This window comes from Dyella telluris (genome assembly GCF_014297575.1).
Classification (GTDB): domain Bacteria; phylum Pseudomonadota; class Gammaproteobacteria; order Xanthomonadales; family Rhodanobacteraceae; genus Dyella; species Dyella telluris.
Genome location: NZ_CP060412.1, coordinates 3,068,585 through 3,084,541, shown reverse-complemented (window position 1 = coordinate 3,084,541; position 15,957 = coordinate 3,068,585). Strand labels below are relative to the sequence as shown.

9 protein-coding genes are annotated in these 15,957 nt (G+C 64.9%); 5 read left to right on the top strand and 4 right to left on the bottom strand.

Going from position 1 to position 15,957, the window contains the following annotated elements; translation table 11 throughout:
- The first annotated feature begins 19 nt into the window (after positions 1-19).
- The 5 genes from H8F01_RS13555 to H8F01_RS13535 all read left to right on the top strand — a co-directional run bounded on the left by H8F01_RS13555 (position 20) and on the right by H8F01_RS13535 (position 8,236).
- Complete coding sequence (locus H8F01_RS13555) at positions 20-2,584, top strand: TonB-dependent receptor (RefSeq protein ID WP_187055628.1); 2,565 nt, start codon at positions 20-22, stop codon at positions 2,582-2,584.
- Positions 2,585-2,666: 82 nt separating this feature from the next.
- A complete protein-coding gene (locus H8F01_RS13550; RefSeq protein ID WP_238480982.1) occupies positions 2,667-3,932 on the top strand; it encodes an MFS transporter in 1,266 nt (421 codons plus the stop codon).
- A 72-nt stretch (positions 3,933-4,004) separates the two neighbouring features.
- Positions 4,005-5,693 carry a trehalase family glycosidase gene (locus tag H8F01_RS13545; protein ID WP_187055627.1) on the top strand — a complete coding sequence of 563 codons (1,689 nt, stop codon included), beginning with the start codon at positions 4,005-4,007 and terminating at the stop codon, positions 5,691-5,693.
- Between the two features lie 20 nt (positions 5,694-5,713).
- On the top strand, positions 5,714-6,763 hold the full coding sequence (locus H8F01_RS13540; protein WP_238480981.1) for an alpha/beta hydrolase: 1,050 nt from the start codon (positions 5,714-5,716) through the stop codon (positions 6,761-6,763).
- A 72-nt stretch (positions 6,764-6,835) separates the two neighbouring features.
- Entirely contained in the window at positions 6,836-8,236 is a 1,401-nt protein-coding gene (locus tag H8F01_RS13535; protein ID WP_187055625.1) for a sigma-54-dependent transcriptional regulator, read from the top strand.
- Positions 8,237-9,509: 1,273 nt separating this feature from the next.
- Here H8F01_RS13535 and H8F01_RS13530 read toward each other — a convergent pair.
- From H8F01_RS13530 to H8F01_RS13515, 4 genes are all read right to left on the bottom strand, one after another.
- Positions 9,510-11,066 carry an ATP-binding response regulator gene (locus H8F01_RS13530; RefSeq protein ID WP_187055624.1) on the bottom strand — a complete coding sequence of 519 codons (1,557 nt, stop codon included), beginning with the start codon at positions 11,064-11,066 and terminating at the stop codon, positions 9,510-9,512.
- 66 nt (positions 11,067-11,132) lie between these two features.
- Positions 11,133-11,579 (bottom strand): response regulator, encoded by a 447-nt coding sequence (locus tag H8F01_RS13525; protein WP_187055623.1) that lies wholly within the window; start codon positions 11,577-11,579, stop codon positions 11,133-11,135.
- Positions 11,576-13,372: a sensor histidine kinase gene (locus H8F01_RS13520; RefSeq protein WP_187055622.1), complete on the bottom strand. Its 1,797-nt coding sequence runs from the start codon at positions 13,370-13,372 to the stop codon at positions 11,576-11,578. Before H8F01_RS13520 ends, H8F01_RS13525 begins: the two co-directional genes overlap by 4 nt.
- Positions 13,373-13,458: 86 nt before the next feature.
- On the bottom strand, positions 13,459-15,861 hold the full coding sequence (locus H8F01_RS13515; protein WP_187055621.1) for a GH92 family glycosyl hydrolase: 2,403 nt from the start codon (positions 15,859-15,861) through the stop codon (positions 13,459-13,461).
- Positions 15,862-15,957: the final 96 nt, after the last annotated feature.

Here is a 15,957-nt window from a genome sequence, read left to right as displayed (position 1 = left end):
TCGGGCGGGGAGGCTCGACATGAAGAACACGCAAAGCATCACTCGACAGTTGTTGGCTGCAGCCATCGTCAGCGCGCTGGCGATAGGCGCAACCCATGCGCAAGATGCCGCACAGAACACGCCGGGACCGGCAGCGACACCCGCCCCGGCGGCACCGCAGGCTGCCCCGGCCGTACCGGCGAAGGGCGACCAGAAGTCGGCCAAGACGCTCGACCAGGTGGTCGTCACGGGTACGTCTGCCGCAGGCGGCCTGAAGAAGATCGACGCCAGCTACTCGGTGGTGAGCGTCAGCGCGGAGCAGATCAAGCAGGCCAATCCCAAGAGCACGGCTGACCTGCTGAAGGTGTCGCCGGGCATGTGGCCCGAATCCACCGGCGGCCAGACCGGCGCGAACATCGAGATCGCCGGCTTCCCGGGCGGCGGCGATGCCCCGTTCTTCACCACGCAGATGATGGGTTCGCCGCTGTACGGCATGCCCACGCTGTCGTTCTTCGAAACCACCTCGATTTTCCGCCTCGATGACACGGTCGAGCGCGCGGAAATCCTGCAGGGTGGTCCGTCGGTGATGTACGGCGACGGCCAGATGGGCGCCACCGCCAACTTCATCCTCAAGCAGGGTACCGACGTACCCAGCGGCAGCGTCGGCATGACCTACGGCAACGAAGGCCTGTGGCGCACGGATGCTTTCCTCGGCTTCCCGCTGGGCAACAAATGGTACGGCAGCATCGGCGGCTTCTACCGCGATTCGGACGGCGTGCGCAGCCCGGGCTATCCGGCCGACAAGGGTGGCCAGTTCACCGCCACGATTTCGCACGACATGGACAACGGCTCGCTGGTGTTCTATGCCCGCCAGCTCAACGACCGCAACCAGTTCATCACGCCGATTCCGCTGATCCAGACCGGCACCGACAACTTCAGCGCCTATCCGGGCTTTGATCCGCTCACCGACACGTACAACAGCAAGTACATCCAGCATGTGAACCTGCCGGGCTATCCCGGCGGCGGCACCAGCGCCAACCTGGCCAACGGCCGCGGCGCGAAGTTCAGCTTCTTCGGGATGAACTTCGACTACGACCTGGGCGACGGCTGGAACATCTCGGACAAGTTCCTGATCGATGGCGGCAATGTCGACACCAATGCCTTGTTCTCCGGCACCAACCCGGCCAGCCTCAATGACGAGCTGTACAACCTCAGCACCGACTTCGGCGGCTTTGCGTTGCCGGCAGGCTCGGCCAAGGCCACGTATGTCAACGGCGGCGGCGCAGTCGATCCGAACCAGAGCGTGATCCACCAGGGCTGGTGGTTCATCCACAAGCACCTGAAGAACGTCAACAACGATTTCCACATCAGCAAGGAAATCTTTGACGGCAACACGCTTACCGCCGGCCTGTACCTGGCCCACTACACCGACAACGATGAGTGGAACCTGGGCAACCAGATGCTGATGACCAACACGCCGAACGCGCGGCCCATCCAGGTCAGCTACGTCGGCAAGGACGGCCTGACCCACCAGCTCACCGATTACCAGGGCCTGCTCGACTACGGCTCCTACAACATCACCGAGCACGGCCAGTCGACCAACAAGGCGTTCTACCTGACCGATTCCTGGCGCATCGACAAGTGGTTGATCGACGTGGGTGCGCGCGTGGAAAACCAGAACTCCACCCTGCACGTGTGCAACCTGGTCAACAAGGACCTGGACGGCAATCCGCTCACGGATTACGACAACGCCGTATCCACCTGCGACGGCACGTTCGCCACCACGAAATACGACAAGACCCACACCTCGTGGACGTTCGGCGTGAACTACGAGATCACTGACCAGATGTCGGTGTATGTCCGCGCCAACAAGGGTGCTCACTTCGGTGACTTCGACAACGCGCTGCGCGGCAACACCACCGGCAACACGCCGCCGCTGCAGAAGGTGCAGAACTTCGAAGGCGGCTTCAAGTTCCAGAACAAGTACGTCTACGCGGACATCAGCGCCTACCATCGCCAGTTCAACGGCCTGCCTTACCAGCCGACGAATGGCGAAGGCGTGCCGGTGGGCCAGCCACTGCTGTACGGTTCGGATTCGAAGGGCGTGAACCTGGTGGGTGCGGTCACGCCGATCGACCACCTGAAGCTGCAGCTGGTGGCCAACTACCTCGACGGCCATTACTCGCATTACTCGGCCTGTATCCCGTACGTGAACCAGGTGTCCGGCAACGGTTGCGCGTATATCGACGGCGTGCAGCTGCAGCGCCAGCCCAAGCACCGCTACATGTTCACCCCGAGCTACGACATGCCGTTCTCGTGGGGTGACGTGCTGGCCTTCGTGACGTACACCTACGTGGGTCCGCATACGCAGGATCAGTCCGGCCTGCAGCAGCTGGGCACGTACTACACGCTCGACTTCGGTATCGTGGCCAACATCCAGCAGAACTGGGAGCTGCGCCTGCAGGGCACCAACATGACCAACCAGCTGGGCCTTACCGAGAGCAACTCGCGTATCTTCGGTTCGGCGGCAGGCTCCGATGGCGTGATCCTGGCCCGACCGCTGGAAGGTCGTGAGGTGAATGTGTCCGTGAAGTACAAGTTCTAAGAGAGCACTTCCCTCGACTGTTCCGGGCCGCCGACACCGCGGCGGCCCGGAACCTTTTTGAGTCTGGCGTAACGAGGTGGGGATGAACCGGTACCGCATGATTGCCGCGCTGGCGGCGATTTACATGGTCTTTGCGATCCTGCTCAACAGCGTGGGCACGGTCATCCTGCAATCCATCCACACCTTCGGCATCGACAAGCCGCAGGCGAGCCTGCTGGAACTGTTCAAGGACCTGCCGATTGCGGTGACCTCGTTCCTGGTGGCGTCCTTTTTGCCCAAGCTGGGCTATCGCCGCGCCATGATCCTCGCGCTGGTGATCGTGGGCTGCGCGTGCGCATTGATGCCGCTCTATCCCAGTTTCCATACCACCGAATTGCTGTTCACCTGCGTTGGCGTGTCGTTCGCGCTGGCGAAGGTCTCCGTGTATTCCTCGATCGGCCTACTCACGAGCAACAAGGCAGAGCACGGTCGACTGACCAACACCATCGAAGGCTTGTTCATGCTGGGCGTGCTGGCCAGCGGCTGGCTGTTCAGCGCCTTCATCGACCACGCCAATCCTGAAAATCCGTCGTGGTTCAATGTGTACTGGGTGCTGTCGGCCATGTGCTTCGGCACCGTGACCCTTTTGTGGGGCGCGGATCTCGACGAATCGGCGGCCCATGGCGGCACCGCCTCGTCGATGGGCCAGGCTTTGCGGCAGATGTATCGCCTGCTGATGCGCACGCTGGTCTACGTGTTCCTGCTGTCGGCCTTCCTCTACGTGCTGATCGAGCAGAGCTTCAGCACCTGGCTGCCGACGTTCAACAACGAGATCCTCAAGCTGCCCAATGCGATGAGCATCCAGATGGCGAGCATCCTCGCCGGTGCCACCGCGCTGGGTCGCATCCTGGCCGGGCAGCTGCTGCGCCGCATGCCTTGGCACGTCCTTCTCAACCTGTGCGTGGTCGGCATGGCGGCACTGATCGTGCTGGTGCTGCCGCTCGCACGCGAGGCCACCGTGTCGCCCGACACCGGATGGTTCAACGCACCGCTCGCGGCTTACCTCATTCCGCTGATCGGCCTGCTGATGGCGCCGATCTATCCGGTGATCAATTCGGTGGCGCTGAGCTCGCTGCCCAAGCCCTCGCATGCCGCCATGACCGGGCTCATCGTGATCTTCTCCGCGCTGGGCGGCACGCTGGGTTCGCGCATTACCGCCATCGTGTTCTCCAGCTTCGGCGGTATCCATGCGTTCTACTTCTCGCTGGTGCCAATGTCGCTGGTGCTGGTGACGCTGTTCTACTTCAAGCGCGAAACCGATCGCGCCGGCCTCGCCGAGCCCGCCGTGGCCGGACTTCCCGCGGAGTAGAACCGCACGCAGCGCACCGAGAGACACCGCGGTATCGACATCCAACGATCACGCAACGACCCGGGAGCAGACATGACCCGCCATGCCACTTCGTCCATCCGCGTTCGCCTGCTGACCGTTGCGCTCACCGGCGCGATGGCTGGTTCCGCCATGGCTGCCGCGCCCGATCCGGCCAAGACCCGCGCTTACATCGACCAGGCCTGGACCACGCTGACACGTTCGCAGGATGACTGCGCCGCATTGACCGACACCAAGGTCGTCGGCCACCCGGTGCTCTACGTACCGGCCGACATGCCTGTACCCGCCAGCGTGACGGCCATCGGCAAGCGCTGCGGCATCGACGTGAAGCCGCTGCCGCGCAAGATCGGCCAATTGGGCGACATCGACGCGACCACGCTGACGCAGCAAGGCCTGCTCTACCTGCCCCGCCCGTACGTGGTGCCCGGTGGCTTCTTCAACGAAATGTACGGCTGGGACAGCTATTTCATCCTGCTGGGGCTGGTCGCCGACCACAAGCTGGACCTGGCGAAAGACATGGTCGACAACGCGCTGTTCGAGGTGGCGCATTACGGCGGGGTGCTCAACGCCAACCGCACGTACTACCTCAGCCGCTCACAGCCCCCCTTCCTCACCGCCATGATGACGGCGCTGCTGGATGATCCGGCCAGCTTCTCCAGTGCCGATGCGCGCCACGCCTGGCTGGCGAAGGCGTACCCGCTGGCGGTGCGCAACTACGAGATCTGGACGCGCACCGAGCACCGCGCGGGCGACACGGGGCTGGCGCGTTACTACGACTTTGGCAGCGGCCCGGTGCTCGAAGCGAAAGACAGCGAGTTCTATCAGGGTGTGATCCGCTGGCTGATTGCCCATCCCAAGGAAGACCCCGGCTACCTGATCAAGGGCGCACAACATCCCGACGATGCGGAAGCCGCGCGACTGAAGGAAGCCAGCTGCGACGTGCGCGCATCGAAGGTGTGCGAGGGCGCATGGGTCAACGGTTATCGACTCACGGCCGATTACTTCCATGGTGATCGCGCCATGCGCGAATCGGGTTTCGACACCAACTCCCATTTCGGCCCGTTCGGCGGCTCCACCCACCATTACGCCGACGCCAGCCTCAACAGCCTGCTCTATCGCTACGAACGCGACCTGCACGACTTCGCACTGCAACTGGGCAGGGCCGGCGACGCCGGGCGTTGGGCCAAGGCGGCAGACGCCCGCAAGGCGGCGATGAACAAATACCTGTGGAACGCAAAGGACGGCATGTATCGCGACTACGACTTCGTGGCCGGCAAGCCCTCGCCGTTCCCGTACGTCACCACGTACTACCCGCTATGGGCCGGCGCCGCTTCGCCGCAGCAGGCCAAGGCGGTGAGCGGCAAGCTCACCATCTTCGAGCGAAAGGGCGGCCTGAGCATGGACGACCGGCCGGTGGGCCTGCAGTGGGGCGATCCGTTCGGCTGGGCACCCACCAACTGGCTCGCGGTGAAGGGACTGGATGATTACGGCTTCCACGACGATGCGCGCCGCATCGCCACCAAATTCGCCGCCAGCGTGGATCAGGGACTGGCCGACGACGGCACTATCCGCGAGAAATACAACATGGCGCTTGGCAATGCCGACGTGAAAGTCAGCGCAGGCTATAGCGACAACGTGGTGGGGTTCGGCTGGACCAACGGCGTCTACCTGAAGCTGCACCAGCTCCTTGACCAGCCCGCGAAGAAGACCGCGCCGGCCACCACACCGGAAACCACACGATGAGGCGGCGCGTGTTTGTGTGCATGGCAATGGCCGCGTCGCTGGCCTTGGGCCCTGTGTTCGCGCAGGAGGTCAGTCCCGCGGTAGCTGGCGACGGCAGCATCCATGCCGGCAACGTCACCCTGCCCTACTCGTCGGCCGCCTCGCCTGAAGCGCGCGCTTTCTTCCCGAAGATGCTTGCCGCCGGCAGCAAGGCGCCACCGATCACCGCCCCCATTGAACAAAGCCGCGCCTTCTACGACCACATGAACACCGACCGGGCGCATCGCATGATGGCGATGTACCCCGTGAAGACGCATCGCGAGACCATCGCCGGCGTGGTGACCGATGTGGTGGAGCCGGCGCAGGGCATCGCCCCCCGGAACGCGCACCGCGTGCTGATCAACCTGCATGGCGGCGCGTTCCTGTGGGGTGCCCACAGCGGCGGGCTGGTGGAATCGGTGCCGATTGCCAGCCTGGGCCGCATCAAGGTGATCAGCGTCGACTACCGCCAAGGTCCCGAGCACGTCTTTCCCGCAGCCAGCGAGGATGTCGAGGCGGTTTATCGCGAGCTGCTGAAGCAGTACGAGCCCGCCAGCATCGGCATCTACGGATGTTCGGCCGGTGGTGTGCTCACCGGCGAAGCCGTTGCCCGACTGATCGACGACAAGCTTCCCGTGCCCGGTGCCATCGGCACTTTCTGCGGCTCGCTGGTGGACATGGACGGCGACTCGGCCTACGTGGGCCCTCTGCTGAATGGCGCGCCCGTGCCGGATCATCCTTTGCGGCTGGGTGACCTGCCCTACTTCAAGGGCGCCAGCGCCACCGATCCCCTGGTGTTCCCGGGGCTTTCGCCCACGCTGCTCGCCCGGTTTCCCCCGACATTGCTGATCACCGGCACACGTGACATGGCCATGAGTTCGGTCATCCGCAGCCAGACCCTGCTCAGCCAGGCCGGTGTGGCCACGGAGCTGCACGTGTGGGAGGGCATGTGGCATTCATTTTTCTCGGACCCGGAAATGCCTGAGTCACGCGCGGCTTACGACACCATCGTGAGATTCTTCGATCGCCATCTGACGGCCACCGGGCGCTAAATCTCACGTCAGCCTTTGCCCCCCAGCTGAGTGGCGGTTATCCTAGGTGCGTCCACAGCGCACACTGACGACATGAGCCAACAGACCGTTCTGGTCATCGACGACGAACGCGATATTCGCGAGCTTCTCACCATCACTCTCGGCCGCATGGATTTGCTGGTCGATGCAGTGGGCACCGTGACGGAAGCACGACGAGCCCTAGCCGAGCGGCATTACGACCTCTGCTTCACCGACATGCGCCTGCCAGATGGCACCGGCCATGAAGTGGTGGAGCTGATTTCTGCCGAACACCCGGACACGCCGGTGGCCATGATCACGGCCTACGGCAATGTCGATGCCGCCGTCAGCGCGCTGAAGGCGGGTGCCTTCGACTTTGTCTCCAAGCCGGTCGACATCCAGATGCTGCGCCGCCTGGTGCGCACGGCCCTGCGCCTGGCCGAGGAAAAGCGCAGCGGCCACGCCGCCGCCAAGCCCGACGGCAACGAGCGCCTGATCGGCGACTCGCCGGCCATGCAGCAGGTACGCGCCACCATCGGCAAGCTCGCCCGCAACCAGGCCCCGGTGTACATCGCCGGCGAATCGGGCGTGGGCAAGGAGCTGGTCGCGCGCCTGATCCACGAACAGGGCCCGCGTGCCACCGGCCCGTTCGTGCCGGTGAACTGCGGCGCCATCCCGTCCGAGCTGATGGAAAGCGAGTTCTTCGGCCATCGCAAGGGCAGCTTCACCGGCGCGGTCGGCGACAAGGAAGGCCTGTTCCAGGCCGCTCACGGCGGCACGCTGTTCCTGGACGAAGTGGCCGAACTGCCACTGCACATGCAGGTGAAACTGCTGCGCGCCATCCAGGAGAAGGCCGTGCGCCCGATCGGCGCCCGCGAAGAGGTGCCGGTGGATGTACGCATTCTCTCGGCCACCCACAAGAATCTTGCCGCGCTGGTCGAGCAGGGCCAGTTCCGCCAGGACTTGTTCTATCGCATCAACGTGATCGAACTGCGCGTGCCGCCCCTGCGCGAACGTCGCGGCGACGTGCCCCTGCTGGCCAGCTTCGTGCTGCGCCAGCTGGCCACCAAGAGCGGCGGCACCCCGGGCAACCTGTTGCCCGCCGCGCAACAGGCGCTTGAGGGTTACGACTTCCCCGGCAACGTGCGCGAGCTGGAGAACATCCTCGAACGCGCCATGGCGATGTGCGACGGCGACCAGATCGACGTCAGCGACCTCATGCTGCCCCAGCGCACGCCCCGCGCCCCCACCGAAGCCGCCCCGCCGGCCCCGGTCGGCGCACAGGCCGCCGAACCGGCACCCACGGCCGCCCCGTCGGCCAGCGGCGGTCTGGACGACTACATCAGCAACCTCGAACGCACGGCGATCATCAAGGCGCTGGAAGAGTCCCGGTACAACAAGACCGCGGCGGCCAAGAAGCTGGGGATTACCTTCCGGGCGTTGCGGTACAAATTGAAGAAGCTGGGGATCGACTGAGGGTTGCGTCGATATCGGATGAGAAGGCCGGACTTAGTCCGGCCTTTTTTTGTTTTTGAAGGGCGATATGGAGCGAGACACAGCCCCTTCCGCCGTTGGAGCGTGTGGAGAGGCGGTCATGGATGACGATGGGTTGTCGGAGGCAGGGGGAAAGCTGGGGTGAGGAAAACGCCGTTGCCTCGCCGCTTCGATCTTTAGCCGTCAACCCTGCAGGGCAGAGGTCCAGTGACTTTACACTCGGCGCTCGGCGCTCGGCATTTGGTATTTGGTATTTGGGGTTTAGCGTTTCCGCGACCGGGCCGCTTACGCAGCGGGCGTTCCGACCTCCTGCCGGAGGCCGGGTTACTTTTCTTTGCTTGCCCAAAGAAAAGTAACCAAAAGAAAGGGGCACCCCATCGCGGCGCTGGCCGATAGAGCCGGCCAGTGCGTGAGGGTCGGCCGGGCTTTTCGACAGGACCTCCCTGTCCTGTCGAAAAGGGATCGGCATCCTTGCCGATCCCCCTGCGGGCCTGTCGTCCGCCCCTCACCGCCGCTCAACGGGGAGGGTAGGTCAAGAGCAAACGGCTCGTGCAGCTGCGCTGCACATCGCGTCGCAAGGCGACGGCCTGTTGAGCGCTGGCTTAGCCTGTCTGTAGGAGCGCACCCTGTGCGCGACCACCTGACGGAGCGGTATCGACAGGGCGCTGCGGTCGCGCACAAGGTGCGCTCCTACAGTGGGTCTCTCGCGCTGGTATCAGGCCCGAACCGCTCTCGCCTCAGTGCTCACCCCAGTCCTCTCCCGAACGGGAGAGGACGAGCGAGAGGTGATGTTCAACGTGAACACCCTAGTGGCAAGGAAGGATGTGCCGCGCAGCGGCACGACGCTCCGCGTTAAGTCCTCAGCGCATCGGCGCGTTGCAAAGCGCTTTGATGTACCCGCTGTGTAGAGGCGGAGGTTGCCAAGCAACAACGTTCCTCAGCCGTTCGGGCTTATCCCATCGGCATGCTGCCATGCCTTTAAGGCCATTTTCTTTGGGTTACTTTTCTTTTGGGCCAGCAAAAGAAAAGTGACTCGGCCTCCGGCAGGAGGTCGAAACGCCTCCGCGGCGTAAGCGGCAACCTGGCGCCGGCATGACTACCGAAGGCCAGAGCAAAGACACTGAATGACCCGCCCTTCGGCGGTTGAACAGCGCCTCCCGCTTTCGCAGGAATGACGGTTCTTAATGAAACCGTGAGGCGAGCACCCACCCCTAATCCCCCCCGGAAACGAGAGCGAGAAAACCCAAGCCCCCACTTACATCGGCCCCACCGGCCCCGCCCCCGTCGCACTCTCCTCCAACGCCTCCCTCACCGTCCTCAACAGCTTCATCGTCGAGACCGGCTTGTCGACCGTGTAGAGATGCTCCATCACCGGCAGCTCGTCCATGTCCGGCGGCGCATCGGGCCGCGCCAGCAGAATCACCGCGCCGCGGTAACCGTGGTCGAACAGCGCCGCCAGCGTGCGCACGCCGGTGAACAGGTTCATGTCGGCGTCAAGCACCACCAGATCCGGCACGCCCTGCGCTTCCAGCCACTGCAGGGCGGCCGTGCCGCTCTGGCTGGCGTGGGCCTGGTAGCCCCACGAGTCGAGCGTATCCACCAGCAGCGACAACTGGCCGGCTTCTTCCACCACCACCAGCAGGCGCTCGGCTTCGCCCTGCAGGTTGACGGTCTCGGGTTCATCGAGCACGTCGACCGGCTGCCGGATAAGCGGGATATGCATGTGGAAGCGCGTGCCTTCGCCGGGCACGCTCTCCACGCGCACCACGCCGCCATGCGCGGTGATGATGCGCTTGCACGACACCAGGCCCAGGCCGGTGCCGCTTTCCTTGGTGGTGTAGAACGGCTCGAACAGGTGCTGCAACGCCGCCTTGTCCATGCCGGTACCGGTGTCACTGACCGTGAGGCAAACGTAGTTGCCTTCGCGGGCTTCTTCGCCAGGAAGGAAGAAGCTCTCCGGCAGCGAGGCGCGCGAGGCGATGATGCGCAGCTGGCCGCCTTCGGGCATGGCCTGCAGGGCGTTGAGGCTGAGGTTGAGCAGGCACTGCTGCAGCTCGGTGTGGTTGCCGTCGAAGCTCAGGTCGGGATCGAAGGCTTCCAGCTCCAGCGTCACGTTGCGCGGCACGCTGCCCTGCAGGAGCAGCCCGAGGGCGTCGAGCAGCGCGCCCACGCGCACCTGTTCGGCACGACGCGCACCACGCGCGAACGAAAGCATGGACTGCACCATGTCCAGCCCGCGCTTGCCGCAGTCGCGCACGAGACGCCCGAGCCGGGCCAGGCGCGGATCGTCCTGGTAGTCCTGCAGACTGTCGCCGGCCAGCAGCAGAGGCTGCAGCAGGTTGCGCAGGTCGTGGCTGAGGCCGCCGGCGAGCATCGCCAGGCTTTCGAAGCGCTGGGCGCGGATCAGCTCGGTTTCCGCGCGGCGCCGCGCGCGCTGTGCTTCGGCTTCGCGCATGGCACGACGCACGGCCGATGCCAGTCGCGCCGGGTTCTGCTTGAGGATGTAATCGGTAGCGCCGTTACGCAGCGCTTCGATGGCGGCCTCTTCACCCAGCGTCGCCGAGACGAAGATGAAGGGCAGGTCCTGGTCGCGTTCGCGCAGGATGTCCAGCGCACGCTGGCCGGAGAAGCCCGGCATGCTCAGGTCCGACAGCACGATGTCCGGCTGGAATTCGTCCAGCGCGGAAAGATACTCGCGCTCGGCGTCCACCAGCGTCACGTCGTACTCGATGTGATCGGCGTCCAGCTCGGACAACACCAGTTCGGCGTCGAGCTGGCTGTCCTCGATCTGCAGTACACGGATTCGGGGCAACGCCCACTGCTGCCTGTCCACTTTCAGCCACCCCGTTGTGGAGCTTCGTGTCCCGTTCTGTTGCCTTCAGGTCGCGTCCGGTGCCTGGTTGAGCACGGCCCAGAACTGGCCCAAGGTTCGCACCGCTTCAAAAAACTGGTCCACGTCCACCGGCTTGATCACGTACGCATTGGCGCCGATGTCCCAGCTGCGCGCAAGATCGCTTTCCTCCCGCGACGAGGAGAGGATCACCACCGGCACTCGGCGGAACCTGTCGTCCTCGCGCAGCTGCGTCAGCACTTCAAGGCCGCTCATGCGCGGCATCTTGATGTCCAGCAATACCACCGCGGGATCGACCGGCTCACGGCCAGCCCATTCGCCACGGCAGTAAAGGTAATCCAGGCAATCCACGCCGTCTTCGACGTGCACCACAGGATTGGCAAGATGGGCGCCCGCCAGTGCGTCCAGCGCCATTTCGGCATCGGCGAGGCTGTCCTCGACGAGCAGGATGGTACGGAGGTCTCGATTGTTCATTGGCGCCTCTGCGCAAAGCTTTCTGCGAGGTCCGAGGACGGCAGGGTGAAGTGGAAGTGCGCGCCCAGTCCCGGCTGGGCGTCGGCCCAGACGCGTCCTCCATGTCGCGTCACGATGCGACGCACGTTGGCAAGGCCAATGCCGTTGCCCGGGAATTCCGAGGCCCGGTGCAGTCGCTGGAACACGCCGAACAGTTTACCCGCATACTGCATGTCGAAGCCGGCGCCGTTGTCGCTCACCACGAACTCGTAGCTGCCGTCGCGATGGCGCTGCACATCCACGTCGATGCGCGCCACTTCGCACTTGCCGGTGTACTTCACCGCATTGCCCATCAGGTTCTGCCAGACGGTGCGCAGCATGTTCTCGTCGCCGATGACGATGGGCAGCGGCGCGATGGACCACACGATGTGGCGGCCATGGGCATCGGTTTCCGCCAGTGCGCGCGCCTCGTCCGCCAGCGACTGCATGTCCACCGGCTGCAGGCGCAGCGCGCCACGGCCCAGGCGCGAGAACACCAGCAAGTCTTCGATCAGCAATGCCATGCGCTTGGCGGCATCGTTGATCACTTCGATGTAGTGACGCGAACGTTCGTCCGCGTGCTCGCCCAGGTGCTGCTGCAGCTTGCCCGCGAAGCCGCTGATGTGACGCAGCGGCGCGCGCAGGTCGTGCGACACCGAGTAGCTGAAGGCTTCCAGCTCGCGGTTCACGTCCGACACCTGTTCGATCTTGCCTTCAAGCTGGCGATTGAGCTCCTTGACCTGTTGCTCGACCAGCGCACGCGCGGTCACGTCGCTCAGGGTCAGCAGCAGCACCGGATCACCACCGCCATCCTGCTCCAGTCGGCGGGCGTTGATCACCACGTGGCGGTCCACGCCATCCACCGTGCGCTGGATCAGTTCGTAATCCCACAGTTCGCGATCCAGCAGCAGCACGTCGTTGAGGCGCTGCAGCAGTGCGCTGTCGCTCCACGCGCCGTCGCCGATCTCGGTGAGCGGCAGCGACTGGCGGAAATCCGGTGGCAAGCCGTAAAGCTCGCCGAACGCGGCATTGACCAGCAAGGTACCCAGGGTGGCATCCAGCAGCGCAATGGGTTCGCGCACGGCCTGCACGATGAGTTGCGAGCGCTGCACCGCCTGCCCTTCGCGCACTTCGGCACGCAGGCGGCGACTGATCTGGCGTTCGGACACGATCACCACGATGGCCAGCAGCAGCACCTGCGCGATCGCCGTGATGGTCAGGGCCAGCTCGCTGTTGAACGATTCGCGGCTGGCGGCATCACGGCGACTGAGCAGGGTGTTGTCTTCGTTGTGCACGATCCCGTCGATCAGGTTGTCCATTTTGAACAACGCACCGGAATCGCGCATGGCACTGGCCGCGCCTTGTTCATCGCCGTGGTCGTGTCGCAGGATGGCCTGCCCGCTGAGCGCGAGGCGCCCACTGACCACGGAACTGAGCGAGCCGATCAACGCCTGCTGATCCGGGCTGTCGCGGGTCATCTCGCGCAGCTGCTCCAGCAGGCCGGGCGTTTCGTGCGCGGCCCGCTCGGCGCGCAGGCGCACCTGCGCGTCGGCGTCACCGTTGATAAGACGGTAGATCGCCGCCTCGCTGTCCCGGGTGACATAGGCGATGCGGTAGGTGAGCGACTTCACCTCGCTGGAATGGGTGACCAGCTCGCTCGCCCGGATGGCTTCGCTCGCGCCGGAGCGCGTGACCACGTACGGCAGGGCCACGATAACCAGCACCGCGGCCAGCAGACCGCCCAGCCGCCAGCGCAGGGCGACCCGGTCCTTCATGGACGGTCGTTGTGTCGACGCCAGTTTCCAGGATGAGCGCAACATGTCCGGCATGGTTGCAGAATCACCCCGGCGATTGCCACCTCTCAGCGAGGTGTTTTGGCGTCAGCTTTGCCGGAAGCCCCCGCGACCTTGGTCGTAGACACGCTCATCGACGAAGGACGGTCGCCCGCGGCCTGTCCCCAGGCCCGGTTGGGCTCGGCCTGCATGGTGAAGTGCAGCTCGCCGCCGGCGATGATCTCGCCATGGCGCAGGAACACCCGGTCCAGCGGCTTGCCGTTGAGCGTCACCGAGCCGACATAGGGGTGCGCGTCGTCCAGCGGATCGGCCGTGACCGTGAACGTCTTGCCGCCTGCCAGGTGCAGCGTGGCGCGCGCCACGAACGGACGACCGATGGCGTACTCGTCGCTGGCCGGCGTCACCGGATAGAAACCCAGCGCCGAGAAGATGTACCAGGCCGACATCTGGCCCAGGTCGTCATTGCCCGCCAGGCCGTCCGGCCGCGTGGCGTACTGGCTGTCCATGATCTGCTTCAGGCGCTTCTGGGTCTGCCAGGGCGCGCCCGCGTAGTCGTACAGATAGGCCAGGTGATGGCTGGGTTCGTTGCCGTGCGCATACCAGCCGATGAGGCCGGTGATGTCCTCGACGTTGGCGAAATGCGACTTGTCGACCTTGGCATCGAACACGCTGTCGAGCTTGGTGACGAAGTGCTGGTCACCACCCATGGCCTTGATCAGCGCCGCCACGTCCTGCGGCACGTACCAGGAGTACTGCCACGCGTTGCCTTCGGTGTAGTCGCTGCCGTAACCGGCCGTATCCGGGTTGAACGGTTCGCGGAAGCTGCCGTCGCTCTTGCGCGCGCGCATGAAGCCGGTCTTGGGGTCGTACGCGTTACGCCAGTTGCCTGCACGCTTGTCGAAGGTGGCGGCGATGTCCTTGCGGCCCATGGCCTTCGCCATCTGCGCCAGCGACCAGTCGTCGTAGGCGTATTCAAGCGTCTTGGAAGCGGCTTCCGGCTCCTTGTCGATCGGCACGTAGCCGAGCTTCATGTATTCGCCCAGGCCACCGTACGGTGCATACGTCGCACTGGCCACCATGGCCTTCAGCGCCGCGTCGGCGTCAAAGCCACGCACGCCCTTGATGTAGGCGTCGGCGATCACCGGCACCGCGTGGTAGCCGATCATGCACCACGTTTCCATGCCCTGGTACGCCCACACCGGCAGGATGCCGAACGGGCTGGTTTCGCGCGAGGCGATCAGCGAGCGGATGAAATCCGTGCTGCGCTCAGGCATCAGCAGCGCCATCAGCGGCTGCTGGGCGCGGTAGACATCCCACAGCGACCAGGTGGAGTGGAATTCGAACTTGCCGTTCTTGTCGACGGCCTCGTGCACGGCGCCGTCCGGACCGCGGAACTGGCCGTTCACGTCCATGCTCAGCGTGGGCGACAGCAGGGCGTGATACAGCGAGGTGTAGAAGCCGACGCGCTGGTCCTTGCTGCCTTCCACGTCGATGGATGCCAGTGCCTTGTCCCAGCTCGCGCGTGCTTCGGCACGGCGGGCGTCGAAGTCCCAGCCCTGGCCTTCGGCGTCGAGGTTGGCGACCGCACCGGCTTCGCTCACCGAGGAAATCGCCACTTTCACGCCCAGCGGCTGCTTGAGCGTGCCGAAGTCGAACACGCCTTCCAGGGCGCGGCCACTCTGGCCGTCGCGGTCTTCCGGCTGGTTGCCCGGGCCCTTGAAGCCCTTGTAGACCACGTTGGTTTCGCGGTTGTAGAGCGTGCGCGAAACCATCGGCTGGGAGAAGCGCATGGCGAAGCAGAGCTCGCGGCCGGGCGCCCAGCCGCGGGTGGTGCGGCAGCCGGTGACGGTGCCGTCGTCATGCACGCGCAGGCTGGACCACAGCACCTTGCCGTCGTAGTCATAGATGCTCGGGCGCAGGTCCAGCAGCAGGTGCGCCGGCTTGCCCGCCGGGAAGGTATAGCGGTGCCAGCCGATTCGGCGGCCAGCGGTGAGCTCGGCGCGGACGTCGTAATCGCTCAGGGTTACCGCGTAATAGCCCGCCTGCTCCACCTCGGTGTCGTGGCTGAAGCGCGAACGGTAGCCGCTGCCCGGCTTGGCCACGTCGCCCGGCTCCAGGCGCACGTCGCCCGCGATGGGCATGACCAGCACGTCACCCATGTCCGAGTGGCCCGAGCCCGAAAAGTGGGTGTGGGAAAAGCCCAGCAGGCTGGTGTCGCCGTACTGGTAGCCGGCGGCGTACTTGTAGGAGTGCTTGAAGTCCGGCATGGCCGTATCCGGCGACAGCTGGATCATGCCGAAGGGCACCGTGGCGCCCGGGAAGGTGTGCCCGTCGCCGCCCGTGCCGATGCGGGGGTCCACATCCGCCGCATGGCCCTCCGCGGCATGCGCGGAAAGCGGCGAGGCCAGGCCCAGGGCGACCGCAAGGGCCAGCAGACCGGGCCCCAGCGCACGGACGGATGCACAACGCATAGAATTCCCCAAAGTAGTAGATTTGAATCGTTCTAATTTCGCTTGACGCTAACACCCATGCGGGCATCGTTGCATGCTGCGTCGCGGCATCGAAAT